We start from the raw sequence: 24213 nt of genomic DNA on the forward strand, positions 1-24213 counted from the left end.
AATCAGAGAAGCACTGCGAGGCTTCTTTTTCTGTTTTCTTCCTGCATGGTTAATCCACTGCTGCATGCTTTCCTCCATTGTTAACTAGATATACAAATTTCGACATTCTCGTTATAGTCAAATAGGTATCCCCTTTCTTTAAATTGGAGATACCTATTTCGGTTCGTATTGCTTTCCAGCATATGGTCGAGTATCTGGACGATTTCGAGTGCGCTGTCCTTTTTATCATTGCCACAGGCAAGTGCCATTTGCTTGAGTTTATCTTCATTTTTCAGCAGACCGTCGACTGTGTCCGCCAGTTCATTTTTCCTAATCCAGACGGCACATCCCTGTTCTTCCAGATGCTGGGCGTTTGCCCGTTCCTGTCCGGGAAGGGCGTTGACCAAAACCATAGGCAGATTCATGGTCAGCGCTTCTGTACAGGTGAGCGCACCAGGTTTGGTGACGATGAGTTCACTCTTACTCATCATTTCTGCCACTTTATTGGTATAGCTGTGCAGATCCACCGGATGCCGGAGGCTTGACCGGATAGATGCCACTTCTTCATATAGATTGATATTCTGTCCCGTAGCAATAATAAACTGGCTCACGGAATCAACCTTGTCCAGACGTAGAAGAGTATCTGTAATATTTCCGAGTCCCAGGCCCCCACCCATGATGAGTACGGTCCTTTTTTCTTTAGGACTTGGATTTTTCAGTTCTTCATAGAAGGATTTGCGAACTGGGATTCCCGTGGTGTGAATAATATTTCTCGGCACATTATGGGCTTCCAGTTTACGCGCCACATCCTCGGAAGGGACGCAGTACACATCCAGATGTTTGTACACCCAGAGCTGATGAATATCAAAGTCGGTAATGACTCCGAGAAGAGGGGTATTAATGTCCCCTTCCTTCTTCAGCAGATTGGCTGCACAGGCCGGAAATGGATGGGTAAACAACAGGGCATCCGGTTTCAAGACGGTAATCAGCCTCTTCATCCGCTTTCGGAAACTCCAGGAAAGAAGACTCTGAAACGTTGCTCCTAAATGCCTGTTCTGTGAATTGCTATATAGACTATCGTACATTTCAGGGAATATACGAATCATTTTCAGGTAAGATTCTTTTAAGACGTGATCAATGGAAAGAACATCCCTGGACAGAAAATCCAGCACGCGAACCGCATCATCGGGATGAACCTGTTTGATGGTCTCCGCAATAGCCCGAGCCGCCTGAGAATGCCCCTCTCCAATAGAAGCCGTCATGATGAAAAATTCACGTTTCTTCTGCATTTTTCTCCTCATATACATTTATATATTTTAGCATAAAAGTAAGACTCTGTGCAGGAGAAGATGAGCGGAGTTCAAGGTCGGTGCAAATTCTTAAAAAATTTGCAGGTCGGCAAGAATTTATACTCTAAAAATTGTCGTGCTGCCATTTATCAAGCTTTTTAGCAGACCGGGCTTCCTTTTGTAAAAATCAAGGATTTGAAGTTAGAAATGGCAAACCATTGTCATTTCTCTGCAAGCCTTCGGCTCGGGACAGCAAAATCTTCCATTGGAAGATTTCGAGGGAAAAATTCTGCGAATAGCTTTTTATAAATTCCCCTCATCATCTCCCAAAACATTTCATTTTGTTCAGTTCCTGAATAAGATTGATCTTAGCATTTATTTGGTTCTTCACGCTTTTTTGTGGGATAAAAATAATAACATATAAAATTGGCATTGAAAAAGAGCATTATCTACTCCAAAATGTAAGTTGCCTAAAACTACGCGCGGAGGTCGAATAATGCTCTTTTATTACCATAATGAAATCACTTTTAATTGTCAATATTATCGTACAGAAAATATCACTAACCATCCAAATCCTCATTGCCATACCCGAGTTACCAGTCTACGGACTGCCAGAGATTTTTCCTGTCCGCACTGTCACTCCCGTATGTATAGTTATGGGGCTTTTTCTGTACTCATCAAGGATTTTCCAGATCTTCCTAAGCAAAAGAAGTATATAGAGTTCTCGGGGCACAGATTCCGCTGCACATCCTGCGGGGAGACCATAACGGAAGATATCCCCTGCCAATGCCCTTTCACACGCGTTACTTGGGATATGGCCTTGTGGATTATCCATCTGCTTAAGTGTCATACATCCATTTCTGCCATTTCGGCCATGCTCTCTGTACATTGGAGTACCATACAGAAAATATAAAAGCATATCATGGATAAGGCGTTGGCTGCCTTTGAAACCTGCCTGAAGAAAAGTAACTATTGCCCACGGTATTTGGCCGTAGATGAGTTCGCTATCCATAAGGGCCATCGCTATGCCACCTGCGTTATGGATTTGGAAACGGGATTCATCTTGTGGGCCGGCCTGGGCCGCTCCATGGCAGATTTTGAGCACTTCTTTAAGAGCATTGACCTTTCGCTTCTTTCCAGGCTAAAAGCGGTGGCCATGGATATGAACGCATCCTTTAACAGGCTGTTCCAGAAATATTGTCCGAAGGTCCCCATCGTTTATGACCGGTACCATATGCAGGCACAGTTTGGGCGTGATGTTATGGGAGCCGTGCGCCTGGAGGAAGCACAAAAGCATAGGCAGGAAGCAGAAGCATTAAAGGAATATACGAAAGAAACTAATAATCCAGAGCTCCAGAAGATGGCCAGGGAAAAGAGCCATGAAGAAAGGAAGCTTTATACCGAATTGAAGAAATCCCGATGGATACTGTTAAAGAAGGACGACCACCTGAATGAAAGGCAGAAAACTCATCTGTTGGATATCCTGAGCGAGCATAGGGATTTGGCGATTTGTTATGCCATGAAGCAGGAGATGACTCGTCTGTTCACATTGACTGACTATGAAGAAGCTCTCGCCGGATGGACAAAATGGATTCAGGCTGGACTGGAGAGCGGGATTCCTGCCCTGGTAAAGTTTGCCCGGCAAAAGCAGAAGCGAATCAAGGGACTGGCTGCTCATGCCCTGTATCCTATCAATACGGGGAAGCTTGAAGGATTCAATAATAAGATCAAGGTACTAAAAAGAATCGGATATGGGTACCGAAACATGGATTATTTCTTTACCCTTATCCGATTCCATTCTTTACCTAAAAATTATTCATCCCTCAAATTTCCGTGAAGAGCCATTTATCAATTCACTTTTCAGTCTGTTTTGGCTGGGTCGTTTCCGGGTTCCTTACTTCTGCGTTGTCCCATGCGGGGTTCCTCAGGATTTCGGGGGCTTTGCCTGTGAAGACTCTTTTGGCGTAGATGTCGTCATCGAGCTGCCATCTGAGCCAGGCGGTGATGTAGGCGTCGGCGGCGGTCTGGATGTCCAGGTGGTCTGCGTCTTTTCTTCTTCCCAAGGCGGCTGTCTTTGACTGGATTTTGCTGTAGTTTTCCTTCATTTCATCGAGCGGTGTGATAAGTTTCCTGTCAAGGATGCCTGTGCCGGCTGCCATGAAGACGGGGATAGTGACTTTGGACGGGTCGTAGATCCAGACGGGCAGGTGGAGTTTTTCTCCGATGGATTCCGTGACGCCTGAAACGGTGACCATGGTCTTGAATTTATCGCCGTCTTTCCCTTCAAGTGTATTGTAAGCACCGGCACCTCCCTGAGAGTAGCCTACGATGCCGATTTCCTTTTCATCGATCTGATGATAAAGAGGGCTTTTGGAATCCTGATTGGCCGCAAGGGCCTGATCGAGTGTCCATTCGGCAGAGAAGCCCGTCGCTGTCTGCGCATCCGTATTTCCTGCCACGACGAAGCCCCAGGAGGCGAGATGCCTGAAGATGGGTTCGTCCTTGTCGCAGGATCCGCCGGTGCCGTTCAGGGTGATGACGAGGGGTCGGGGCCTTTCGCGCCCTGCCTGCTGCACGGGATACCAGACTTTGTACTTGTAATTTCCATATTTCGCTTCACCGTCAGAGAGGACGACGGACTTCACCTCGTAGGGCCCGTGCCAGCGGTAGCGCTGCTCGATTTTCCCCGGGTCGTTGTACTTCATGGTGTAATCGGGGTCGATTTCGTAGGCCGCCATGGCAGGCGTGAGATAGAGTGAAGCGGCGAGACAAATGCCCGCCGCCAGAATTTTCTTTATATGTTTCATTCGTTTCCTTCCAAGGGAATTCCCTTGATGCTTTTATCTGTCCAGCCTGCATTCTTCATGAATTCACCGTCTTTTCCAAAGATGGAGGCTGCTTTTTCATCGCCAGAAAGGATCATGCGGAACCATGCTGTCATGTATGCGTCGGCGCGTGTCATGACGCGGAGGTGGTCCTCGCCTTTCATGCGTCCGATGACGGCCGGTCCTTTTACGGCCTGATAAATGCCTTCCATGTCTTCCTTAGGAGCGAGAATGCCATTTTCGATGCCGTCTCCGCCTGAGGCGATGAATACGGGAACCGTAATCTGGGACGGGTCGTATGACCATGCAGCAGCTTTTGCTTTCTCGATGAAGGAAAGCGTCATGGGGCTTGCCAGGTACAGCGCACTGTAATGGTCCTTGTTCTTCGAGATGGTCGCCTGACGGATAGCGCCGGCGCCTCCCTGGAAGTAGCCGATGCCTCCGATGTGATCCAGATCGATGCGGTCATGGAAAAGGCTTCCCTGCTTTTCGTTTTCAGAGAGCATTTTCTCGAGCGTCTTGGCCGCTGTTTCGCCGCTTCCCGAGTTCAGTGCATCGTTGCCGGCTGCAATGAAGCCCCAGGAGGCAAGGTGCTGGAGAATCGCGATAAAAGAGGTGCAGGAGAATTCCATGCCATTGGAAATGATGAGAAGCGGGTATTTCTTCCCTTCTTCCATGGATGCAGGGTACCAGACGTGAATGTTCTGGACGCCTTTGGGATCGGTATTTCCTGTCTTGAAGATTTTCTCTTCGACCTTTTCAGGACCGTCCGCCGCATATTCCATTTCGAGGGCGCCGCGGTTTCTGCTGCCGCGTCCATAGCCCGGGTGCACCGGGGTCTTCATTTCATTAGCATAGGCGTAGTCACAGAAGAGCGCAGCCGATGCGCGTCCGGAGACGAGCTTGACGGCGCGCGCGGTGAATTTCTTGAAAATATCCATAGTCGTCCTTTCCCGGTATGTCCGTTACTTGCCTGCGAGCATGAGGAATTCCTTGCGGAGTTCGATGTCTTTCTTAAAAGCACCGGAGACGGATACCGTCCTGGTGCGGGTGCCCGGCTTCTTGATGCCGCGGGCGGTCATGCAGGAGTGTTCGCCGTCGATCAGGACAGCGACGTCGTCAGAGCCCGTGACTTTCTTCATGATGTCACGGATGTCGGTGCCGATGCGTTCCTGAATCTGGAAGCGGCGGGATACGGCGTCTGCGATGCGGGCGATCTTGGAAAGTCCAATGACGCGGCCTTTCGGCATATATCCGACGGTGACTTTCATATTGTACATGAGAGCGATATGGTGTTCGCAGTGGGAGAAGATTTCAATGTCTTTCACGACGACCATGTCGCTTTCCGGTGATTCGAAGGTCTTGTCGAATTCGCGGGCGATTTCGTCATTGGAGATGCTGCAGTACTTGAACTGTTCTTCCATCATGTCTGCGAAGCGTTTCGGCGTCTCCAGGAGGCCTTCCCTTCCGGGGTCGTCTCCGACTGCTTCAATGATGAGGCGGGCTGCCTCTTCGAGTTTCTTTCGATCCATTTTTATACGCCCCTTCTGTTCGGGTCCCAGATGATCTTGTGAAGCTGCACCTGCACCCTCACGCGGCTCAGCCGGTTTTCCCTGACATACTCTACCAATTCCGCCGGCGTGATTTTCCCCCAGACGGGAGAAACGAAGAATTCCGGATGGTCTTTTCTTTCGAAGTACGTCTTTGTGATTTCCTTCATTTCATCCAGGTCTTCCTTCGAGCCGACGACAAATTTCAACACGTCTTTTTCTTTCAGGATGGGGAAATTTTCTTTCCTCATGGATTCTTTCATGCCGCTTCCCGAGCACTTGAAGTCCATCGTGTAGAAAACGCCGGACGGGCGGTCTTCCCAAAGGGGAACGGCGCCGTTCGTTTCTATATTGATGTCATAGCCTTCTTCGGAGAGTCTTTCGCAGAGATGGCGGAGCGGATGAAGCATCGGCTCGCCGCCGGTCAGTGTGATGTTCTTCCAAGGGAAGGCGTGGATGCGGCGGATGAGTTCATCTTCCGTCAGCGCTTCCTTTGTGTCGGAAAGTTCAAGCGAGTAAGCGGTGTCGCAGTACGTGCAGCGCAGGTTGCAGCCTGCCAGTCTTACGAAAATGGCCATGCAGCCGGTTCTTTTTCCTTCGCCGTCGATGCTGTCGAAGATCTCGGTCACATGGAAAAGTCCGTCGTCATAGCGGTACTCACTTTTCATAGGTGGCCACGTTTCCTTCCGTTTCCTGTACGGATACGCGTACACAGTGCGGGATGCGGTCGCAGAGCCACTTGGCCATGTTTTCGGCGGTCGGGTTGATATCCCCCATGACGTCATTGATGAGGGCGTGGTCGAAGCGGTTCACGATTTCCTTGATCTTGCTGAAATCGACGACCATGCCGTTGTGGTCGACTTCCTCGCTCTGGACGGTGACGGTGATGATCCAGTTATGGCCATGCAGGTTCGTGCACTTGCTTTCATAATCGAGGTGCAGGTAATGCGCCCCGGATACTTCCATTCTCTTTGTTACGGTAAACATAATATTCCTTTCTCGGCTCAGAGGGCCGGGTCTTTAACGCCGTTCGCAGCAAACGCAGCTGCACGGTCTATACAGGTCCCGCAGGTTCCGCAGGGTTTCTCGCCGCCTTCATAGCAGCTCCATGTGAGTTCATAAGGTGTCTTGAGCTTAAGGCCCATAGCTACGACGCCTGCCTTGTTCAGCTTGGCGAAGGGGAATGCCAGATGGACTTTTCCGTATGTGCCGATGGAAACTGCATCTCCCATAGCTTTCAGGAATGGCTCGCTGCAGTCGGCATACGCATCGCCGGCCGCATCATCGGCATGGGCGCCGATATAAATATCTACGTCGTCGTCTTCAAAGAGGCTGGCTGCCAGCGAAGCCGCTGTGGAGAGCATCAGTCCGTTTCTGAAGGGGACGTACGTGGAAACTTTTCCTTCTCCGTTCTTCTCAATCTGCTCGGCATAGCTTTCATGCACGATTTCCTGCGTGGAGCCTTCAAGGAGCGAGCAGTTCGAATACTGGAAGAGGGAGGAAAGATCGAATTCATAATGCCGTAGGTGGTAGTATTCTGCCACTTTGCGCGCGGCCAGGATTTCTTTCTTATGTTTCTGGCCATAAAAAATAGAAGCAGTCACAACATTGTCTGCTCCCAGTCTGTCGACAGCCAGGGATACGCACGTCGTGGAATCGACGCCCCCGCTGGATAATATGATTGCCTTTTTCATCATTCCTCCTGTTTTTTTAAGTTGGTTGACAGCTGACAACTGAATATCGTATTTAACTATTATACCACGACGGGCAAGTGCGAAAAAGGCAAGGGCATCCTACCGCTTCCCGCGGATTTCCTGTATAATAAAGACGTCCAATATAGTTAAGAACAAGGAGGACAATATGCAGGGCGGCGACGCAGATGAATTTATCGACTTTATGAATGACGGGGAAGCTTCCGTCAGGCACAAGAGCTATGTGTACCGTTTCTCGGGGCTGAAGTTCCATCCGGGAAGGGACACTAACAGCATCAGCGTGGAGAAGTACCGCTTCACGGGCGAGCCTTTCGAAGAGTTCATGGAAATGGTGTACTACTACGAAAGTGACGACGCGGAAGATGTGCTGAACCATCTCACCGAAGATATCCTCTGGGATGGCAAGACCTTCTACGAACTGGAAAAAGCACTCACATGGATTGACTGGTGATGAAATGAAAAAAGGCTGCAGCGAGATATATCTTTCGCCGCAGCCTTTTCAAGTGCTTACTTTTAAGTTCTTACATTCCTACTGTTTCATCGAGCGGTTCTTCGCAGAAGAGTTTCATGGCGCCTTCTGCCATCTTGCCGCCTTCGTGGGCAGCGCCTTCTACGACGCCTTTCTTCCAGTTGAAGGGAACGCCGAGTTCTTCGGCTTTCTTCTGGCAGGCATCGAAGTAATGGAGGCAGCGTTCCATGCGGTTCTTGCCCTGTGCATCGGCCTCGGGGGTCGCGCGGAAAGGCTGCTCTCTGGAAACGTCCTCGCTTCCCATCAGCATGATGACGGGGAGAGCAAAGGCAGAAGCCAGACCGGCATCAGAAAGGCCGAGGCCCTTTGTGCCGTACGGGTAGCAGGTGGTATCGTCAGGCATCGTGAACCATCCCGCATTGGCGCAGACGATGGCATCGACGTCCGCTCTTCCATCAAGAAGGCTGTAGCGATGCATGAACTGGCCGCCGGCAGAATGGCCGAAAATGATGACCTTTCCCTTGGCATGGGTTCTTGCGCGGACAGCGGCAACGATATGGTTCACGGCATCGAAGGACCAGTGGTTTCTTGGCTGGATCGTTCCTTCCTCGCCTTCCTTGTCCTGCACGTTTCCTTCCTGATACCAGCGCGCGCCCGGATATTTCTTCGTCGAGAATTCAGGGCATGCGATCAGCATGTTGTACTTCACGGCAAGGCTTTCCATATGGCGTTCGAATTTCTCTGCGCGGCGTGTCACGTCCGGGAAGGAAATGAAGACGGGCTGGTCCTCGGTCCAGGTAGCCGGACGGTAGTAGTAGACCGGAATCGGATCGCGGCAAGTGCCTGTCTGTTCCGCCAGAAAACGGAAGCTCTCTCCCACGGGAAGGCGCTTCTTTTCTTTTCCTTTTTTATGTTTCGGCAGAAGATACGCCGTCAGCGCGCCTGCAGTCAGAGCCGCCAGCGCTTTTATCAATGTGCTCATGAAATGCTCCTTATCACAGGCTTTCACCTGATTGAATGATTTCTGAGAAAGTATCGCAACGCCCTCATTATACCATGAACTCATAGAAATGCTAGAGTGAAAGATTTCTATTTTTCGTTGGTCGAAAATCAGTCACTTCTCTTTATTTGTATATACTTATATATAAGGAAATGGGGAATAAGAAAAAGAGCTGTGGAAGGATTCCTCCCTGCACAGCCCTTTTTATATTGCTTATTTCCCTTCTGCTTTTTCCACGCCGTCTTTCATGGAGCGGATGTATGCGGCAAGCGGCTCGTCTGCTTTGCTGCCATGCTCTTCGATGATCTTGACGATGGCGCTTCCCACGATGGCGCCGTCAGAAGCTCCCGCCATGTCTTCCGCCTGATCGGGCGTTGCAATGCCGAAGCCAACGGCGACGGGAACGTCCGTGTACTTCCTGATCGTATCGGTGATGGCTTTGACGTTCGTCGTGATTTCGCTCCTGACGCCTGTGACCCCCATGGAGGAAACGAGGTAGATGAAGCCTTCTGCATCTCTCGCAATCATGCCGACGCGGCCTTCAGAGGTCGGGGCGATGAGGGAGATGATCTTCACGCCATGCGCTCTGGCGGGTTCTGCGAGTTCTCCTTTTTCTTCATATGGCATGTCTGGAACGATGATGCCGGAGATGCCTGCCTTCTCGCAGCGGGCAAAGAATTTCTCTGCGCCGTAGACGTAGACCGGATTGAGGTAGGTCATGAAGACGAGAGGAATATCGATTTTCAGAGCGACTCTTTCTACCATGTCGAAGATCTTGTCTGTCGTGGTGCCGGCAGCAAGGGCGCGGATGGTCGCTTTCTGGATGACTTCCCCTTCTGCCACAGGATCGGAGAAAGGAATACCAATTTCAATCAGGTCGCACCCGGACTTTGCCATGATTTCTATATACCGCTCGGTATCTTCCAGACTCGGGTCGCCTGCTGTCAGGAAACCGATGAATGCTTTGTGCCCGTCGAAGGCTTTTTCTAATTTATTCATGAATGTCCACCCCTCTGTATCTTGCCATGGCTGCTACGTCCTTGTCGCCGCGGCCGGAAATGCAAATGATCATGATGTCGTCTTTCTTCATCGTCGGTGCCAGCTTGATGGCTTCTGCGACGGCATGCGCGCTTTCGATGGCCGGAATGATGCCTTCCGTCCTTGACAGGTATTCGAAGGCGTCGACGGCTTCGTCGTCAGTGATCGGCACGTATTCAGCGCGGCCGATGTCCTTCAGGTAGGAGTGTTCGGGTCCTACGCCCGGATAGTCGAGGCCGGCGGAAACGGAGTAGACCGGTGCGATCTGTCCGTATTCATCCTGCACGAAGTAGGATTTCATGCCGTGGAAGATGCCTTCGGTCCCCATCGTGAGGGTCGCCGCATGCTTTCCTGTATGGATGCCCCTTCCTGCCGCTTCGCATCCGATGAGGCGGACGCCTTCGTCTGGGATGAAATGGTAGAAGGTGCCAATGGCGTTGCTGCCGCCTCCGACGCAGGCAAGGACAGCGGCCGGGAGTTTCCCTTCCGCTTCCAGGATCTGCGCTCTGGCTTCCTTGCTGATGATGGCCTGGAAATCGCGGACGATCATCGGGAACGGATGCGGGCCGACGGCCGATCCCATGATGTAGTAGGTGTCGTCGAGACGTCTCGTCCATTCGCGGAGCGTTTCGCTGACGGCATCCTTCAGTGTCATGGTCCCGGAGGTGACGGGATGGACCTTGGCGCCGAGGAGACGCATGCGGTAGACATTCAGTGCCTGACGCTCGGTATCTTCCTTGCCCATGAAGACTTCGCATTCCATGCCGAAGAGGGCAGCGGCCGTTGCGGCAGCTACGCCGTGCTGGCCTGCGCCGGTCTCGGCAATGATTCTTGTCTTGCCCATTCTCTTGGCAAGGAGTGCCTGGCCAAGGACGTTATTGATCTTGTGGGCGCCTGTGTGGTTGAGGTCTTCTCTCTTGAGATAGATCTTCGCTCCGCCCAGGTCTTCACTCATTTTCTTGGCATAGTAGAGGAGCGAGGGGCGGCCTGTGTAATTCCTGTTCAGGTCGTCGAGTTCCTTATTGAAATCCGGATCATTCTTGTACTTTTCATACGCTTCCTCGACCTCGAGGACTGCATTCATCAATGTTTCCGGGACATACTGTCCGCCGTGCACGCCGTAGCGTCCTTCTCTTTTCGTCATACCTTTCATCCTTTCCGCAGGCCCGACCGGGCCAAAAGACGGATTACCGCCTGTATTTTCTCTTTATCTTTCATGCCGTCCGTTTCAACGCCGCTGTTCACGTCGACCGCGAAGGGCCTTGCGATGCGCGCTGCCCGGACGATATTTTCACAATTCATGCCGCCCGCCAGAAGGAAGGGCTTCCTTACCGCTCTGGCGAAATTTGGATCGATGCGCTTTCCTGTGCCGCCTCTCTTCCCCATGACTTTCGCATCAAGGAGAAGGGCATCGGCCGGCGAATCGTTCCATGGAAGAATGTCTTCCTCGCTTCCTGCCCGGATGGCTTTCCAGACGGGAAGTCCTGTCCTTTCCTTCACTTCGCGGATCGTTTCAAAATCCTCATCCCCGTGGAGCTGGATGACGGAGAGATGGGTTTTCTTTGCAATGTCTGCTATGGTCTCTGTCGTTTCATTCACAAAGACGCCGACCGCCTTGATCCGTGGATCCAGCAAACTGATGAGGCCGGCCGCTTTATCGGGCGTCACCTTCCTCGGGCTTCTTGCAAAGATGAAGCCTGCGTAATCGGGAAGGGCATCGTTTAAGAAATCGATATCCCTTTCCCTTGAAATCCCGCAGATCTTGCACTGGACCCGTGGCTCTTCCCCGATGAACTCAGCAAGTTTTTCTGCCTTGTCCTCGGCCTTCATCATGGCTTCCCCGATGAGGAAATTTCGGATGCCGGCCGCAAGGAACTCTTCGATGTCTTCCCTCTTCTGTATGCCGCTTTCTGCAATGAAGAGGGTATCTTCGGGGACTAGCGAATGCAGCCTTGCTGCGCGGGTATTGTCGATGGAGAAATCACGGAGGTCTCGGTTATTGACGCCTATGATTCTTGCCCCTGCGAGGACGGCTCTCCGTATTTCTTCTTCCGTCCTTGTCTCGATAAGCGCCGAGAGGCCGAGGCCTTTGGCCGTCCGGATGAACCTTGTAAGCTCTTCATCCGTCAGGATCGAAACGATGAGGAGGATGGCCGAGGCGCCCAGGAGCTTGGATTCGTAGATCTGGACTTCGGATACGATGAAGTCTTTCCGAAGGATCGGAATCTGCACTGCGCGGGAGATTTTCTTCAGGTAGAGCCCGCTTCCAAGAAAGTAGTCCGGCTCGGTCAGGACGGATATGGCGGCCGCCCCTGCCCTTTCGTAGTCCCTGGCTATTTCAAGGTAGGGAAAGTGATCAGCGATGATGCCTTTGGAAGGCGATGCTTTCTTGACTTCGCAGATGATGTTCACGCCTTCTGCCCGGAGATTTCTCTCGAAGGGAAAATCATGGACGTCTTCATCAAGCGCTCTTGCTATCGCCGCTTCCCTGATGCCTTCGCCGTCAGCTTCTTCCAGGACCCTGGCCCGCCGCCTCGCGCCTTTTGCCAGTGTGTCGAGGATCATTGTGCCGCCTCCCTTGAGAGTCTGATGAAGCGTTCCATGAAGGCAAGGGCTTTGCCGCTGTCGATGAGGTCCGCTGCCTTCTGGATGCCTTCAGCAAGGGACATGCCCTCTGCAAGGTGGAAGCTCATGCCAGCATTCAGGAGAACTGCATTTCTCTTCGGTCCCTTTTCTCCGGAGAGGACGGTTCTTGTGATTTCTGCATTTTCCCGGCTGTCCCCGCCCTTGAGGTCGCCCGGATGCGCAAGCTCCATGCCGTAGTCACGGGGATCTAATAGGTACTTCTGGAAGAGGCCGTTCTTGAATTCGCAGACGAGCGTCCTGTCGCAGGCGGTGATTTCGTCCAGCCCGTCCATGCCGTAGACGACAGCGCCTCTCTTGACGCCCAGGTTCGAAAGGACTTTAGCCATCGGTTCGACGAGCTTTTCTTCATAGACGCCCATGAGCTGCATCGTCGCGCCGGCCGGATTTCCAAGCGGTCCCAGGATGTTGAACACGGTGCGGAAACCGAGGGCTTTCCTGACCGGGGCCGCATACTTCATGGAACTGTGGTAGACGGGAGCAAACATGAAGCACATGCCTGCTTTCTTCAAAAGCTCGGTGTTTTCCTTGCCGGTCAAAGCCAGGTTGACACCGAGCGCTTCGAGGCAGTCCGCCGCGCCGCAGCGGGAGGAAACGCTCCTGTTGCCATGCTTGGCGACGGCGACGCCACCGGATGCGATGACGAAGCCGGATGTGGTGGAAATGTTGAAGGTGTCTGCTCCGTCTCCCCCGGTCCCTACGATTTCAAAGACTTCTCCTTCATGGGAGACCGGCACGCATGCGTCTCTCATGGCTCTGGCAAATCCTGTAATTTCCCCGACGGTCTCGCCTTTCAGTGAAAGAGCAGCAAGGAAGGCGCCGATCTGCGCTTCCGATGCTTTCCCGCTCATGATTTCCCCCATGGATTCTCTCGCTGTTTCAAATGGCAGTTCGCTGCCCTTTACGATGGTTTTGATTGCTTCCTGTATCATGATAGATTCCCCCTGATTCACTCATTCACTGCTGTAAGAAATTGCTAAGTATCGTTCCGCCCTTTGGCGTCAATATGGATTCCGGATGAAACTGGACGCCGTAGACTTTTCTTTTGCTGTCTTCGACGGCCATCACCTCGCCGTCATCGGAAACGGCTGTCACCGTGAGGTCTCCCGCAATCGTTTCCGGGTCGATCGCAAGAGAGTGGTATCTGGCCCCTTCGAAGGATGTCCCGAGCCCTTCAAAGAGCGGCGTTTCTTTGATGACTTCTATGTCTGAGGATTTCCCGTGAAGGATTTCCCGAGCGCTTATGACCTTTGCCCCGTAGACTTCGCCGATCGCCTGATGGCCTAGGCAGACGCCTAATATCGGGATTTTTCCCCTGAGCTTTTCAATCACTTCTTCGTAGACGCCTGCATTTTCCGGCCGCCCCGTTCCCGGTGAAAGGATGATGTGGGAAGGATTGAGATTTTCTATTTCCTTCACGGTGAGCTCGTCGCTCCGGATGACTTTGATGTCCGAAGAAAGGCTTCCTACGAGCTGGTAGAGGTTGAAGGAAAAGCTGTCGTAATGGTCAATGAGTAAAATCATAATCCCCCGCCTCCTGTCCTTTCCTGACTGCTTCAATCATGGCTTCTGCCTTGTTCCTTGTTTCCCTGTATTCGCTCTTCGGAACGCTGTCCTTGACGATGCCTGCGCCGGCTCTCACGAATACCCGTCCCCCTTTGGCGGCTGCCATGCGGATGCCGATGCACATGTCCATATTTCCTGTGAGGCTCAGGTATCCGACGGCGCCTGCGTAGACGCCTCTAGGCGATTTCTCCATCCCGTGGAGGATTTCCATCGCCTTGATCTTTGGCGCTCCTGACATCGTGCCTGCCGGAAGCGCGGCGGCCAGGGCATCGAGCGCATCCTTTCCTTCCTGGATCTTCCCCGTGACCAAGGAGCAGAGGTGCATCACGTGGGAGAAGCGCTTCACTTTCCGAAGCTCCCTCACCCTGACGGATCCGAAGCGGCTGATCTTTCCGATATCGTTCCTTCCTAGGTCGACCAGCATATTGTGCTCGGCAAGTTCCTTCTTGTCACTGACCAGCCTTTCTTCGAGTGCTTCGTCTTCCTCGTCTGTCTTTCCCCTTGGCATCGTGCCTGCGATCGGGAAGGTTTCAAGCTCGCCGCCCGTCAGCTTGATGAGCGTCTCGGGCGATGCACCGGCGAGCTCTATGTCGTGGCCTGAAAGGTAGAACATGTAGGGCGAAGGATTGATTGTCCGAAGCACCCGGTAAGCATTGAGGAGGCTTCCTTCAAAAGCGGCGCTCCTGCCGTTGGAAAGGACGGCCTGGAAAATGTCTCCGTCATGGATCCGCTGCTGGATTTCTCTGACGAGCGCTTCGTACTCTTTTTCGGTGAACTCGTCTTTGAAATCGCTGAGGAGCTTTCCTTCCGGAATGTCCGCTTCCTTTCCATAAGCGATGAGCTCTGCCATTTCATCGAGCTCCCTCACCGCTTTTTCGTAATTCGTCTCGATCTCGCTCGTGTCGACGTTTGTGATGAGGATGATCGTTTTCCTGTAATGGTCGAATGCGATGACCTTGTCAAAAAGCATGAGGTCCGCATCGTTGAAGGAAATATCCGGTTCCTTTTCCTCTTTGAAATAGAGTTTCTTCTCCGAGTACCTCGCGTACTCATAGGCGAAGTATCCGACAAGCCCGCCGGTAAATGTTGGCATGCCCGGGATTTCCGGAGAGTGATATTCGTGAAGGACTTTCCTGATGACGGAGGCCGGGTCGTCTGTCTCAAATGTTTCTGTGACGGCGCCCTTGACGGTCATCTTTCCGTTCTTCACGAAGAGCTCAAGCTTTGGATCATATCCCAGGAAGGAATAGCGTCCCCATCGCTCGGTATTGTCCGCGCTTTCGAAGAGGAATGCTGTCCTGCTGACTTTCTTCAGGACTCTCAATGTCCCGATGACAGTGCGGACATCTGCGAAGATTTCCTTAGCGATCGGAACTCTTCTGTAGTCTTTCGCATAGGCTTTGATTCTTTCCAACTGTTCCATCCTGTTTCTCCTTTCCGCTTCCGGATAACAAAAAAGACCCGCCCTCGACAAAAGTAAATTTGTCAAGGACGGGTCTCTATTTCAAAGTCCGGATGCCCGGTACTCATTCATATACACTCGCGGTACCACCTTAATTGGATTTCTCCCTCTCTCGCAGGGTACTAACATACCCCTCATCAATAACGCAGATGATGCGTCGCTGAATACTAGGGATTTCTCCTTTTGACAGCGCCCTCGGCGGTCCATTTAACGGGCTGCGTACTGCGGGTTCCCATCGATCCCCGCTCTCTGGAAGTGCATTTCCTGTTTTTATCTCCGCCTCACCGGTTTGTAAGGTCTTTATTCAGTTTCTTAAGTGATTTCCTTAAGTTGGTTATGATATTACGCTCATCGCAAATGCTTGTCAAGAAAAATTTTTGTAAAGAAATAATTCAGTCCCTCTGGATCCTGCGGAAACGGCGGTGCGGATGATAGAGCTGCCAGTGGTAATGGATGGCAAGAAAACGGAGGAGCAGGACGAAGGCAAAGGAAATCCAGGAGGCGAGCGGCGTGCCCAATGGCTCTCTCAAAGCGCAGAGGAGAAGGCCGCCTGCAATCGATGCGATGGCATAGACGTCCATGTAAAGGACGACGGGCATGCGGCGCGCCATCATATCGCGGATGATGCCGCCTCCGACAGCGGTGATGAGCCCCAGCATAACGGGAAGGACGATGTCGTAGCCAGGATAGCGGTAGAACGCAGTGAGCGCCCCTGTCACGGTGAAAGCGGCAAGGCCGATCGTATCGGACAAGTGGTACAGGATCGTGATGACCCATTTCCCGCTCTTCGGGATGCGGAAAAGAGGATAGCCGAAGCCGACGACAAGCGCCGTCACGATCGACACGATGAGCCCTTCCGGAGAACGGAGGACTGATGGCGGCGTGATGCCACAGAGGACATCGCGGATCATTCCCCCGCCGACCGCCGTCATGACGGAGAGCACCGTGATGCCGAAAATATCCATTCTTTTGTAGAGCCCGACAGCAGCGCCGGAAAAAGCAAAGGCAATCGTCCCTGCCATTTCGAAAATCAGCCAGGTAGTAATCATGATGTCCTCCTTCCACGAGAATTTATTTTTCATTATACATCAGGCGGCGGAAAAAGCATAAAAAAGAGCCGTGAAAATGACGGATCATTTCACAGCTCTTTTTTTGTTTTGCACCTTTTGTCCGGTTCGAAGAGTTTCATCGTCCGTTATGGGAATTAACTCTATTCCCGCCAACTATAGCAGGATGTAGGTAATGTTGTAGCAGAGGGTTACGAAGAGGTTGGAGAGCGGGCTCAGGAATTTGTTGGCAACTCCGGAGAATACAACGACCATGAGGATGATGAAGCCGTATTGTGCGTTGAAGTTTTCAAATTTCCAGGAGAGTTCGCCAGGAAGAAGCATGCTGACGACTTTGGAGCCGTCGAGCGGCGGGACCGGGATGAGGTTGAAGAAGGCGAACCATACGTTGTAAAGCATGATCCAGTAAAGAAACTGGTATCCGCCCATGCCGAGCATGCCGAATCTCTGCAAGAGCCCCATGAGAAAGATGGAAATGAAGCAGAGAAGAAGGTTGCCGCCGGGGCCTGCCAGGGATACTTTGAGGACGCCGGAGCGGTAGTTTTTGTAATAGCGCGGGTCGATCATGACGGGCTTCGCCCAGCCAAATCCGCAGAGGACAAGCAGCAGCGTGCCCACAGCATCAAGGTGCGCCAGCGGGTTCATCGTCAGACGGCCCGTGGCAGAAGGCGTGGGATCTCCGAGCGAGTCGGATACGACGGCGTGCGCGTATTCATGGAAGGAGAGCGCCAGAAGAAGCGCTGGTACGCGGTAGATCAGCGTAGACAGGTCAAGAAAATCGAACATAAGTGTACTCCTTTGGAGAATGCATCATTCAATGGTAAATCATTCTTATTATATCATGAATGAAACCGCCCCGCCGATTGTCACTTCAGGATATTCATGAAGACCATGAGGACGGATGCATTCAGGAAATCGACGACGAAAGCGCCGATGAGCGGAATGACGAAGTAAGCGGTATGCGCCGGGCCGAATCTTTCGCACATGGCGTTCATATTCGCGATGGCGTTCGGTGTGGCACCAAGGCCGAAGCCGCAGCTGCCGGATGCCATGACGGCTGCTTCGTAATTTCTTCCCATGACGCGGAAGATGACGAAGTAAGCGAAGAGGCCCATGATGGAAACCTGCACGATGAGCGTTGCAATCAGCGGAATAGCAAGGTCTGCCAGCTGCCAGAGTTTCAGGCTCATGAGCGCACAGGAAAGGAATACGTTCAGGCAGATGCCGCCAAGGACTTCACTTTCCCTCTGGTAGCATCCGAAAAGCCCGGTCATGTCGGAAATATTCCTGATGACGGCAGCAACGAGCATGGCGCCGATGTATCCCGGGAATACGAGACCGATATTGATGAAGAACTGGCTGACATATGTGCCAAGTCCCATGGCAAGGAGGAGCTGTCCGAAAGCGTACATGAAGCGGTCCATATTGAGGTAAGCGGCTGCATCATCACCTTCGATTTCATGTTCCGTGCGGTTTTCCGGGACTTCATCTCCGTTTTCATCTTCATCGGATTTCAGATGGAAGCGACGGATCAAAAGCTCTCCGACCGGGCCGCCAAGGAAACTCCCCGAGACAAGGCCGAAGGTAGCGGCAGCAAAAGCAATCGTTGTCGCATCCTTAAGACCCAGTGCTTCAAGGACAGGACCGAAGGAGCCGGATGTGCCGTGACCGCCGACAAGCGGTATCGAACCATCTGCAAGACCCATGAGCGGATTCAGCGAGAAGGCATTGGCAAAAGTGACACCGACCAGATCCTGAATGACAATCAGGAGGAAGACAAGAAAGGCCATCTTGACGACAAGGAGTCCGCCCTTCTTGATGAGACGGATGCTTGCCATGTAGCCGATACTGGTGAAGAAGAGCATCATGCACCAGTTCTGCATGACGGTATCCTGCGAATAGTTCCAGATGCCCTGCGTGTAAAGGATGCAGTTCACGATCGAGAAAATCGTCCCGCCGATGACAGGCGCAGGAATGCAGTATTTCCTGAAAATGCTGACCCTGTCCTTCAGGAAGCTTCCCAGGAAGAAGACGGCGACAGCGGCTGCCAGCGTCTGGTACAAATTAAGTTCTATTGTCATAGTATTCCTTCTTTCTATGATAAGTTGTATTTGCTATGCACATTTTGAAAGTATAGCCTAAATAAGAATGATTTGCAAGCATCAGTGCCGGATGGCGGGAGCGGTGCGAAGGCGCCCCGGGTATAAAAAGCAATAAAAAAGGAGGCCCTTCCGAGTCTCCTTATAAATTGTAAAACAGCGTGGATGATCATTCATCTACGGGGTGAAGGCCCTGGATTTCTTCCATGACCTGATGTGTCGTAAGGCGGCCGAATGCGGAAACTTCACGGATGAAGTCCGCTCTGGATTTTTCGCTGTGGAAGTGCGCATCAAGAAAGAAGCGGTATGCGCCGTCCACGCGGTAGCAGTGGAAAATATGGTATTCTGTATGTTTCATGAATTCGAGGAAGCCTTCCCTCGTCTTCTCATCTGTCACGAGCTCGAAGACGCAGTGGATCGTGTAGCCGAAGAGCGGACAGTTCACGTTCACCGTGTAGCGCTCCACGACGCCCAAGTCCTGCAGCCTTGCAATGCGGTTCTTCACGGCCTGGCTCGTCATGAAGACTTCCTTGCCCAGCTCTGTCATAGAAATGCGTCCGTTCTTTCGAAGGGCGTGGATGATTTTCATATCCGTCTCATCCAGTTCCTTCGGAATCATCTCCCACATAGTTTCCTCCCCAGGTCACTAAAAAAACCGCGGCACGAAGCCGCGGCTCTTGATTACCTTAATCCGAAGACTCTTGCCAGAATTCCGACTCGTCTTGTCTTGCGGGCTGTCTCTGCCCATACCGCCGTCTGATGATCGGCGGCTCTTACTTTATATTCACGGTATTCACGGTAGGTTTCCATATTGACCAGAATGGTGCAGCAGCGGCTGCCGCCATAACGGAGACGAAAAAGTCTTTCATCCGATGCCGGCGGAATTTCAAGGCCCTTTTCTTCCATTTCCAGAAGAGAGGCTGCCAGAGCTTCCCTTGCCTTTAGAACTGCTTCCTCAGCAGTGCGCCCCTGCGCCTGACATCCATTCAGATCCGGGAATATGACAGAGAAAATTCCTCCTTTTGCATCATGCTTGACTATTGCAGGATAGAAATATTCCATCACAAATCCCCTTTCCAGTGAATACGTTGACGTTCTCTTTACACCGTTATTATTTTATACCATTTGGCTCGATAGTTCCAATACAAATTACGGTTTTTTCGATAAAATTTTGTTACAACTCTGAATTTTTTTAATCTTTCTTTCTCGTTATCGAAGAATATAAATACAGATTTAAGGATTTTAACCCGTTTTTGTCAAGACATGGAAAAAGGCTGCGGCAAAATGTTTTTGCATTTTGTCACAGCCCCTTCTGATTACAGGTCGAGGTTCGTTACATCCTTGGCGTGTTCTTCAATGAAGAGACGTCTTGGTTCTACTTTGTCGCCCATGAGGATGGTGAAGAGGCGGTCTGCTTCTACAGCATCGGTCAATTCGACTTTCAGCATGACGCGCTGTTCCGGGTTCATGGTGGTGTCCCAGAGCTGTTCCGGGTTCATTTCGCCAAGACCTTTGTAACGCTGGATGGCGCATCCGTCGATGCCGATCTTTGCGAGAAGCTTGTTCTGTTCATCGTCGTCATAGGTATAGTATTTCTGACGGCCTTTACGTACCTGGTACAGCGGAGGCTGAGCGATGTAGACATGACCTTCAGTGATGAGCGGTTTCATGTAGCGGTAGAAGAATGTCAGAAGCAGTGTTCTGATATGAGCGCCGTCGACATCGGCATCGGTCATGATGATAATCTTGTAGTAACGGAGTTTCTTGATATCGAAGTCTTCGCCTACGCCGGTGCCAAAGGCAGTGACCATGGTACGGATGGCGTCGGAATTCAGGACTCTGTCAAGGCGTGCCTTTTCGACGTTCAGGATCTTGCCGCGGAGCGGAAGGATAGCCTGGAAACGGCGGTCACGGCCGGTCTTTGCAGATCCGCCTGCGGAGTCACCTTCGACGATGTAGATTTCAAGGAAGCGCGGATCTTTTTCCGTGCAGTCGGCCAGCTTGCCCGGGAGGCTGGATACTTCAAGCGCATTCTTTCTGCGGGTGAGTTCTCTTGCTCTCTTGGCTGCTTCCCTGGCGCGGGATGCGGTGATGCCCTTTTCAATGACAGCGCGTGCTTCCTGCGGATGTTCTTCCAGGTATGTCTTCAAGCCTTCGGAAACAATGTTGTCGACGATGCCCTTGACTTCAAGATTGCCCAGCTTCGTCTTCGTCTGGCCTTCGAACTGCGGGTTCGGAACCTTGACGGAAATGACGCAGGTCAAACCTTCTCTGACGTCGTCGCCGGACAGGTTGTCTTCGTTCGGCTTCAGGAAATTGTTCTTTCTAGCATAATCATTGATGACACGGGTGAGCGCAGCTCTAAAGCCTGCCAGGTGCATGCCGCCTTCGACGGTATTGATGTCGTTAACGAAGGTGTACATGTTTTCCGTGTACCCGGTCTGGTACTGCATGGCAATGTCGACAATGACCTTGTCCTTTTCGCCTTCAAATGCAATAACGGATGGATCGACGAGGTCCTTGCCTTCGTTCAGGAACTGGACGAATTCGGCGATGCCGCCGGCATAGTGGAACTGTTCGCTTCTGACAGCGCCGTCTCTGTGGTCTTCCAGAGTAATGACGAGGCCCTTGTTCAGGAAGGCCAGCTCTCTCATGCGGACCTTCAGTGTGTCATAGTCGAAGTCGACGCCTTCCTTGAAGATTTCAGCGTCCGGCTTGAAGGTGACGCTTGTGCCTGTTTCATCTGTCTTGCCATAGGTCTTCATCGGCTGGGTCACAATCCCGCGGGACAGTTTTATTTCATGGAACTCGCCCTCTCTCTTGACGACGACCTTCATCCATTCGGACAAAGCGTTGACGACAGAAATACCGACGCCGTGCAGGCCGCCGGAAATCGGGTAGCCGTCGCCGCCGAATTTGCCGCCTGCGTGGAGGACTGTCAGTACGACTTCCATGGCGGGCTTTCCTGTTTCGTGCATGCCAGTCGGGATGCCGCGGCCGTTATCGGTAACGGTGCAGCTGCCGTCGTCATTCAGGACGACTTCGATGTGCGTGCAGTAGCCTGCCAGCGCTTCATCAATACTGTTGTCGACGACTTCGTAGACCAGATGATGCAGGCCGCGTGCCGATGTGGAGCCGATGTACATGCCAGGACGCATGCGAACCGCTTCCAGTCCTTCCAGTACTCGTATATCCTTGGCGCCGTAATCGCTCTTGCCGTTCTCTTCGGCGTGCCGGTCCTGAATTTCATGAATGTCTTCAGCCATACAACTCTCCTTCACATAAAAACGCAGCGGCCTATAATGATGCACCACTGCCAACAGATATCCTATATTTTTCTGATATACAGCTTGTGTAATTATTATACCATATTTTAAGAAATACCGCACTCAGAGACTTTGGAAAGGCATCAGGAAAGATATTTCCCTTTTTATCCTTCGATTGGCAGGAAAAAGCCTTTTAAAATCATCAGGGGCCATTTCTTCCCATTTTTCCCTTTTCTTTTCCTATGATACAATAAAGAACAGAATATCTACGGGAAATATCCCGTTTTCAGGGAAGGAATACAATGAAACGACTTTTCATGCTTATCGTTCTGGCCTGCGCCGTCTACTGGGGTTTCTCTCAGGGAAGCGGCATCGAGAAGTACATTCCGGCCAGTCTTACAGGAAGCGCGCCCAAAGCGGCTTCTTCTGCGCCTTCATCCGCCAAGAAGGATGACTCCCTCTACGGCGAGGTGACGGACATGGTTTCCACCTTCGCATCCGGCGTGACAGGAACGACGGATTCCGGCAAGGTCACAGTCAATAAATCCAAGGACGCACCGAATGCAACGGTCGCCAAGGAGCAGGACATCCAGACGCTCCGCCAGGAATACCACGACCTCACGAATTTCAAGGAAGCACTCGAATCCCGCGTCCACCGCGAGAACTTCGTTCCATTCAAGGACATCCCGCAGTACCTCATCGACGGTGTCGTTGCGACCGAAGACCGCCGCTTCTATGACCATGGCGCCATGGATCCGATCGGCGTCGCCCGCGCGATGGTGACGAACTACATGGCAGGCGAAACGCTCGAAGGCGGCAGCACGATCGACCAGCAGACGGTCAAGAACATTTTCCTCTCGCCGGAGCGCACAATGAGCCGCAAGATTGAAGAGCTCGCCCTTGCCGTCCAGCTTGACCGCTACTACACGAAGCAGGAAATCCTTGAGCTCTACCTCAATACCATTTACTTCGGTCACGGGGCATACGGCCTCAGGGAAGCCAGCCACACGTACTTTGGCAAGGAGCCGAAGGAGCTCGACCTTTCCCAGTGCGCCATGCTTGCAGGACTTCCGCAGGCGCCTTCTGCCTATGATCCCATCGATCACCCCAAGGCCGGCACCGAGCGCATGACCGTCGTCCTGACGCTCATGGCGCAGGAAGGCTACATCACGCACGAGCAGGCAGCGCATGCCGCCGCCAACTTATGGCTTCGCTAAGGGAAACTTCTTCCCGCGGCTTTTGAAAGCCTCTTCTATGAAACGACCGATCATACTCCACCGTTCAGCACTTTTCTGGTACCCGAAGGAAATCTCGTACTTCCCGTCCTCGAAGGTGATGCGGTGGAGTTTTTTTTGCGCGCTTCTCGGAAGGAGCTTCTCCGCCAGACTTTCGGGGCAGAAGTAAGCGCCGGCCCCGTCCACGCAGAGCTTCAGCATCGTGCCCATGCTTTCCGACTCGACAGCAATGACGGGATCGATAGCGGCGTCCCTGAAAAGGCGGCGTGCAAGAGCCCCCGTGATGTCGCTCTCGCTGTTCAAGAGGAAGGGACATTCGGCAAAGGATTCAGGAAGCTCCCTGTTTCTTTCAGAAAGGGAAGAGAGGATTTCTCCCTTCTTCTCTCCCCAGAGCGCCTCCGCCAGATCATCGGAGAGGTAGAGGACGGAATACTCTTCGGCAAAGGGAATACATGCGATGCCGGGAAGCGCTTCCGGCGCACGGGCGAGGACGAGGTCGATCTCATCTCTTGCCAGTGCTGTCCAGAGCATGTCATTTGCCATTTCGACAAGGCGGATGCGGATGCCCGGACAGGATTTCCGGAAGGATTCAATGACGGGCGTAAGGACGACCTGCCCTCTTGAAGGAGCAACGCCGATCCGAAGCGTCCCCCTCCCCATGCCGGCCGCATCGGTCAGCTCCCTTTCAAGCGCCATTTCATTTCTGCGGATGATCCTGGCATAGCGGTAGAAGACGCGGCCTGCGTCCGTCAGCTCAAGCGGCACATGGCGGATGAAGAGTTTGGCGCCTGATTCCTTCTCAAGCCCTGCCACATGCGCGGAAAGTGTCTGCTGCGTCACGTGGAGCTTTTCCGCTGCTTTCGTGAAGCTCCCTTCTTCGGCCAGCACGACGAAGTATTTCATGGATAGAAAATTCATAGGCCCTCTTGTTACAACTATATACTTGTATTATAAACAAGAATTAACAGTTTTTAAATGGTTATGCGCCTTATTATAATTAAAGACAGATAAAG

General features: G+C 52.1%; 25 protein-coding genes. 4 read left to right on the forward strand and 21 right to left on the reverse strand.

The annotated features are described in order from the left end of the window. Positions 1 to 80: 80 nt before the first annotated feature. Positions 81 to 1268 (reverse strand): MGDG synthase family glycosyltransferase, encoded by a 1188-nt coding sequence (locus Dia5BBH33_RS07940; RefSeq protein ID WP_232518031.1) that lies wholly within the window; start codon positions 1266 to 1268, stop codon positions 81 to 83. A 646-nt stretch (positions 1269 to 1914) separates the two neighbouring features. On the opposite strand from Dia5BBH33_RS07940, the gene Dia5BBH33_RS07945 reads away from it, so the two are divergent. Both Dia5BBH33_RS07945 and Dia5BBH33_RS07950 read left to right on the forward strand, forming a co-directional pair. Next, entirely contained in the window at positions 1915 to 2181 is a 267-nt protein-coding gene (locus Dia5BBH33_RS07945) for a transposase family protein (RefSeq protein WP_143332713.1), read from the forward strand. A 9-nt stretch (positions 2182 to 2190) separates the two neighbouring features. Continuing rightward, on the forward strand, positions 2191 to 3105 hold the full coding sequence (locus Dia5BBH33_RS07950; RefSeq protein ID WP_143332714.1) for an ISL3 family transposase: 915 nt from the start codon (positions 2191 to 2193) through the stop codon (positions 3103 to 3105). Positions 3106 to 3121: 16 nt separating this feature from the next. On the opposite strand, the gene Dia5BBH33_RS07955 is transcribed toward Dia5BBH33_RS07950, so the two are convergent. The 6 genes from Dia5BBH33_RS07955 to Dia5BBH33_RS07980 are packed head-to-tail and all read right to left on the reverse strand — an operon-like array spanning position 3122 to position 7337. Continuing rightward, a complete protein-coding gene (locus Dia5BBH33_RS07955) occupies positions 3122 to 4075 on the reverse strand; it encodes a poly(ethylene terephthalate) hydrolase family protein (protein WP_143332715.1) in 954 nt (317 codons plus the stop codon). Further along, positions 4072 to 5034 carry an alpha/beta hydrolase gene (locus Dia5BBH33_RS07960; RefSeq protein ID WP_143332716.1) on the reverse strand — a complete coding sequence of 321 codons (963 nt, stop codon included), beginning with the start codon at positions 5032 to 5034 and terminating at the stop codon, positions 4072 to 4074. Before Dia5BBH33_RS07960 ends, Dia5BBH33_RS07955 begins: the two co-directional genes overlap by 4 nt. 24 nt (positions 5035 to 5058) lie before the next feature. Next, a complete protein-coding gene (gene folE / locus Dia5BBH33_RS07965; protein ID WP_022382555.1) occupies positions 5059 to 5625 on the reverse strand; it encodes a GTP cyclohydrolase I FolE in 567 nt (188 codons plus the stop codon). Between the two features lie 2 nt (positions 5626 to 5627). Further along, on the reverse strand, positions 5628 to 6311 hold the full coding sequence (queE, locus tag Dia5BBH33_RS07970) for a putative 7-carboxy-7-deazaguanine synthase QueE (protein WP_108850644.1): 684 nt from the start codon (positions 6309 to 6311) through the stop codon (positions 5628 to 5630). After that, positions 6301 to 6630 carry a 6-carboxytetrahydropterin synthase QueD gene (queD, locus tag Dia5BBH33_RS07975; protein WP_022382557.1) on the reverse strand — a complete coding sequence of 110 codons (330 nt, stop codon included), beginning with the start codon at positions 6628 to 6630 and terminating at the stop codon, positions 6301 to 6303. Before queD ends, queE begins: the two co-directional genes overlap by 11 nt. Positions 6631 to 6647: 17 nt before the next feature. After that, positions 6648 to 7337 (reverse strand): 7-cyano-7-deazaguanine synthase, encoded by a 690-nt coding sequence (locus Dia5BBH33_RS07980; protein WP_232518032.1) that lies wholly within the window; start codon positions 7335 to 7337, stop codon positions 6648 to 6650. Between the two features lie 166 nt (positions 7338 to 7503). Here Dia5BBH33_RS07980 and Dia5BBH33_RS07985 point away from each other — a divergent pair, with 166 nt between their 5' ends. Continuing rightward, positions 7504 to 7806 carry a hypothetical protein gene (locus Dia5BBH33_RS07985; RefSeq protein ID WP_108850642.1) on the forward strand — a complete coding sequence of 101 codons (303 nt, stop codon included), beginning with the start codon at positions 7504 to 7506 and terminating at the stop codon, positions 7804 to 7806. A 70-nt stretch (positions 7807 to 7876) separates the two neighbouring features. Here the strand turns inward: Dia5BBH33_RS07985 and Dia5BBH33_RS07990 are convergent, their stop codons facing one another. The 13 genes from Dia5BBH33_RS07990 to gyrB form a co-directional block, all read right to left on the reverse strand. Further along, positions 7877 to 8806, reverse strand: a complete 930-nt coding sequence (locus tag Dia5BBH33_RS07990; protein ID WP_143332718.1) for an alpha/beta fold hydrolase — start codon at positions 8804 to 8806, stop codon at positions 7877 to 7879. Positions 8807 to 9037: 231 nt separating this feature from the next. Continuing rightward, positions 9038 to 9823, reverse strand: a complete 786-nt coding sequence (trpA, locus tag Dia5BBH33_RS07995) for a tryptophan synthase subunit alpha (protein ID WP_143332719.1) — start codon at positions 9821 to 9823, stop codon at positions 9038 to 9040. Further along, positions 9816 to 11006, reverse strand: coding sequence for a tryptophan synthase subunit beta (trpB, locus tag Dia5BBH33_RS08000; protein ID WP_108850639.1), 1191 nt, complete (start codon positions 11004 to 11006; stop codon positions 9816 to 9818). The genes trpA and trpB overlap by 8 nt, the downstream gene beginning before the upstream one ends. Positions 11007 to 11011: 5 nt before the next feature. Beyond that, positions 11012 to 12427, reverse strand: coding sequence for a bifunctional indole-3-glycerol-phosphate synthase TrpC/phosphoribosylanthranilate isomerase TrpF (gene trpCF, locus Dia5BBH33_RS08005; RefSeq protein WP_143332720.1), 1416 nt, complete (start codon positions 12425 to 12427; stop codon positions 11012 to 11014). Further along, on the reverse strand, positions 12424 to 13437 hold the full coding sequence (gene trpD / locus Dia5BBH33_RS08010) for an anthranilate phosphoribosyltransferase (RefSeq protein WP_143332721.1): 1014 nt from the start codon (positions 13435 to 13437) through the stop codon (positions 12424 to 12426). Before trpD ends, trpCF begins: the two co-directional genes overlap by 4 nt. Positions 13438 to 13462: 25 nt before the next feature. Further along, a complete protein-coding gene (locus Dia5BBH33_RS08015) occupies positions 13463 to 14029 on the reverse strand; it encodes an anthranilate synthase component II (RefSeq protein WP_143332722.1) in 567 nt (188 codons plus the stop codon). Then, the gene (locus tag Dia5BBH33_RS08020) at positions 14013 to 15494 is read right to left on the reverse strand and encodes an anthranilate synthase component I family protein (protein ID WP_143332723.1); all 1482 of its coding nucleotides are present in this window, start codon (positions 15492 to 15494) and stop codon (positions 14013 to 14015) included. Before Dia5BBH33_RS08020 ends, Dia5BBH33_RS08015 begins: the two co-directional genes overlap by 17 nt. A 431-nt stretch (positions 15495 to 15925) precedes the next feature. Next, positions 15926 to 16582: a trimeric intracellular cation channel family protein gene (locus Dia5BBH33_RS08025; protein ID WP_143332724.1), complete on the reverse strand. Its 657-nt coding sequence runs from the start codon at positions 16580 to 16582 to the stop codon at positions 15926 to 15928. Between the two features lie 174 nt (positions 16583 to 16756). Then, positions 16757 to 17386, reverse strand: coding sequence for a site-2 protease family protein (locus tag Dia5BBH33_RS08030; RefSeq protein ID WP_022382568.1), 630 nt, complete (start codon positions 17384 to 17386; stop codon positions 16757 to 16759). A gap of 80 nt (positions 17387 to 17466) precedes the next feature. Continuing rightward, positions 17467 to 18681, reverse strand: coding sequence for a sodium/glutamate symporter (gltS, locus tag Dia5BBH33_RS08035; protein WP_022382569.1), 1215 nt, complete (start codon positions 18679 to 18681; stop codon positions 17467 to 17469). 187 nt (positions 18682 to 18868) lie between these two features. After that, positions 18869 to 19327: an Lrp/AsnC family transcriptional regulator gene (locus tag Dia5BBH33_RS08040; protein ID WP_022382570.1), complete on the reverse strand. Its 459-nt coding sequence runs from the start codon at positions 19325 to 19327 to the stop codon at positions 18869 to 18871. Between the two features lie 53 nt (positions 19328 to 19380). Then, on the reverse strand, positions 19381 to 19761 hold the full coding sequence (locus tag Dia5BBH33_RS08045) for a type II toxin-antitoxin system HicB family antitoxin (RefSeq protein WP_022382571.1): 381 nt from the start codon (positions 19759 to 19761) through the stop codon (positions 19381 to 19383). Positions 19762 to 20015: 254 nt separating this feature from the next. Further along, entirely contained in the window at positions 20016 to 21965 is a 1950-nt protein-coding gene (gyrB, locus tag Dia5BBH33_RS08050; RefSeq protein WP_143332725.1) for a DNA topoisomerase (ATP-hydrolyzing) subunit B, read from the reverse strand. 302 nt (positions 21966 to 22267) lie between these two features. Between gyrB and Dia5BBH33_RS08055 the strand changes: the two genes are divergently transcribed. Then, a complete protein-coding gene (locus Dia5BBH33_RS08055) occupies positions 22268 to 23182 on the forward strand; it encodes a transglycosylase domain-containing protein (RefSeq protein ID WP_108850632.1) in 915 nt (304 codons plus the stop codon). On the opposite strand, the gene Dia5BBH33_RS08060 is transcribed toward Dia5BBH33_RS08055, so the two are convergent. Then, the gene (locus Dia5BBH33_RS08060; RefSeq protein WP_143332726.1) at positions 23168 to 24118 is read right to left on the reverse strand and encodes a LysR family transcriptional regulator; all 951 of its coding nucleotides are present in this window, start codon (positions 24116 to 24118) and stop codon (positions 23168 to 23170) included. The genes Dia5BBH33_RS08055 and Dia5BBH33_RS08060 overlap by 15 nt on opposite strands. Positions 24119 to 24213: the final 95 nt, after the last annotated feature.

Source organism: Dialister hominis (assembly GCF_007164725.1).
Taxonomy (GTDB): Bacteria; Bacillota; Negativicutes; order Veillonellales; family Dialisteraceae; genus Dialister; species Dialister hominis.

Excerpts from the sequence above, each read along its gene's own strand:
- Dia5BBH33_RS07940 (WP_232518031.1), bottom strand. The coding sequence starts at position 1,268 with ATGCAGAAGAAACGTGAATTTTTCATCATGACGGCTTCTATTGGAGAG.
- Dia5BBH33_RS07945 (WP_143332713.1), top strand. The coding sequence starts at position 1,915 with ATGTATAGTTATGGGGCTTTTTCTGTACTCATCAAGGATTTTCCAGAT.
- Dia5BBH33_RS07950 (WP_143332714.1), top strand. The coding sequence starts at position 2,191 with ATGGATAAGGCGTTGGCTGCCTTTGAAACCTGCCTGAAGAAAAGTAAC.
- Dia5BBH33_RS07955 (WP_143332715.1), bottom strand. The coding sequence starts at position 4,075 with ATGAAACATATAAAGAAAATTCTGGCGGCGGGCATTTGTCTCGCCGCT.
- Dia5BBH33_RS07960 (WP_143332716.1), bottom strand. The coding sequence starts at position 5,034 with ATGGATATTTTCAAGAAATTCACCGCGCGCGCCGTCAAGCTCGTCTCC.
- folE (WP_022382555.1), bottom strand. The coding sequence starts at position 5,625 with ATGGATCGAAAGAAACTCGAAGAGGCAGCCCGCCTCATCATTGAAGCA.
- queE (WP_108850644.1), bottom strand. The coding sequence starts at position 6,311 with ATGAAAAGTGAGTACCGCTATGACGACGGACTTTTCCATGTGACCGAG.
- queD (WP_022382557.1), bottom strand. The coding sequence starts at position 6,630 with ATGTTTACCGTAACAAAGAGAATGGAAGTATCCGGGGCGCATTACCTG.
- Dia5BBH33_RS07980 (WP_232518032.1), bottom strand. The coding sequence starts at position 7,337 with ATGAAAAAGGCAATCATATTATCCAGCGGGGGCGTCGATTCCACGACG.
- Dia5BBH33_RS07985 (WP_108850642.1), top strand. The coding sequence starts at position 7,504 with ATGCAGGGCGGCGACGCAGATGAATTTATCGACTTTATGAATGACGGG.
- Dia5BBH33_RS07990 (WP_143332718.1), bottom strand. The coding sequence starts at position 8,806 with ATGAGCACATTGATAAAAGCGCTGGCGGCTCTGACTGCAGGCGCGCTG.
- trpA (WP_143332719.1), bottom strand. The coding sequence starts at position 9,823 with ATGAATAAATTAGAAAAAGCCTTCGACGGGCACAAAGCATTCATCGGT.
- trpB (WP_108850639.1), bottom strand. The coding sequence starts at position 11,006 with ATGACGAAAAGAGAAGGACGCTACGGCGTGCACGGCGGACAGTATGTC.
- trpCF (WP_143332720.1), bottom strand. The coding sequence starts at position 12,427 with ATGATCCTCGACACACTGGCAAAAGGCGCGAGGCGGCGGGCCAGGGTC.
- trpD (WP_143332721.1), bottom strand. The coding sequence starts at position 13,437 with ATGATACAGGAAGCAATCAAAACCATCGTAAAGGGCAGCGAACTGCCA.
- Dia5BBH33_RS08015 (WP_143332722.1), bottom strand. The coding sequence starts at position 14,029 with ATGATTTTACTCATTGACCATTACGACAGCTTTTCCTTCAACCTCTAC.
- Dia5BBH33_RS08020 (WP_143332723.1), bottom strand. The coding sequence starts at position 15,494 with ATGGAACAGTTGGAAAGAATCAAAGCCTATGCGAAAGACTACAGAAGA.
- Dia5BBH33_RS08025 (WP_143332724.1), bottom strand. The coding sequence starts at position 16,582 with ATGATTACTACCTGGCTGATTTTCGAAATGGCAGGGACGATTGCCTTT.
- Dia5BBH33_RS08030 (WP_022382568.1), bottom strand. The coding sequence starts at position 17,386 with ATGTTCGATTTTCTTGACCTGTCTACGCTGATCTACCGCGTACCAGCG.
- gltS (WP_022382569.1), bottom strand. The coding sequence starts at position 18,681 with ATGACAATAGAACTTAATTTGTACCAGACGCTGGCAGCCGCTGTCGCC.
- Dia5BBH33_RS08040 (WP_022382570.1), bottom strand. The coding sequence starts at position 19,327 with ATGTGGGAGATGATTCCGAAGGAACTGGATGAGACGGATATGAAAATC.
- Dia5BBH33_RS08045 (WP_022382571.1), bottom strand. The coding sequence starts at position 19,761 with ATGGAATATTTCTATCCTGCAATAGTCAAGCATGATGCAAAAGGAGGA.
- gyrB (WP_143332725.1), bottom strand. The coding sequence starts at position 21,965 with ATGGCTGAAGACATTCATGAAATTCAGGACCGGCACGCCGAAGAGAAC.
- Dia5BBH33_RS08055 (WP_108850632.1), top strand. The coding sequence starts at position 22,268 with ATGAAACGACTTTTCATGCTTATCGTTCTGGCCTGCGCCGTCTACTGG.
- Dia5BBH33_RS08060 (WP_143332726.1), bottom strand. The coding sequence starts at position 24,118 with ATGAATTTTCTATCCATGAAATACTTCGTCGTGCTGGCCGAAGAAGGG.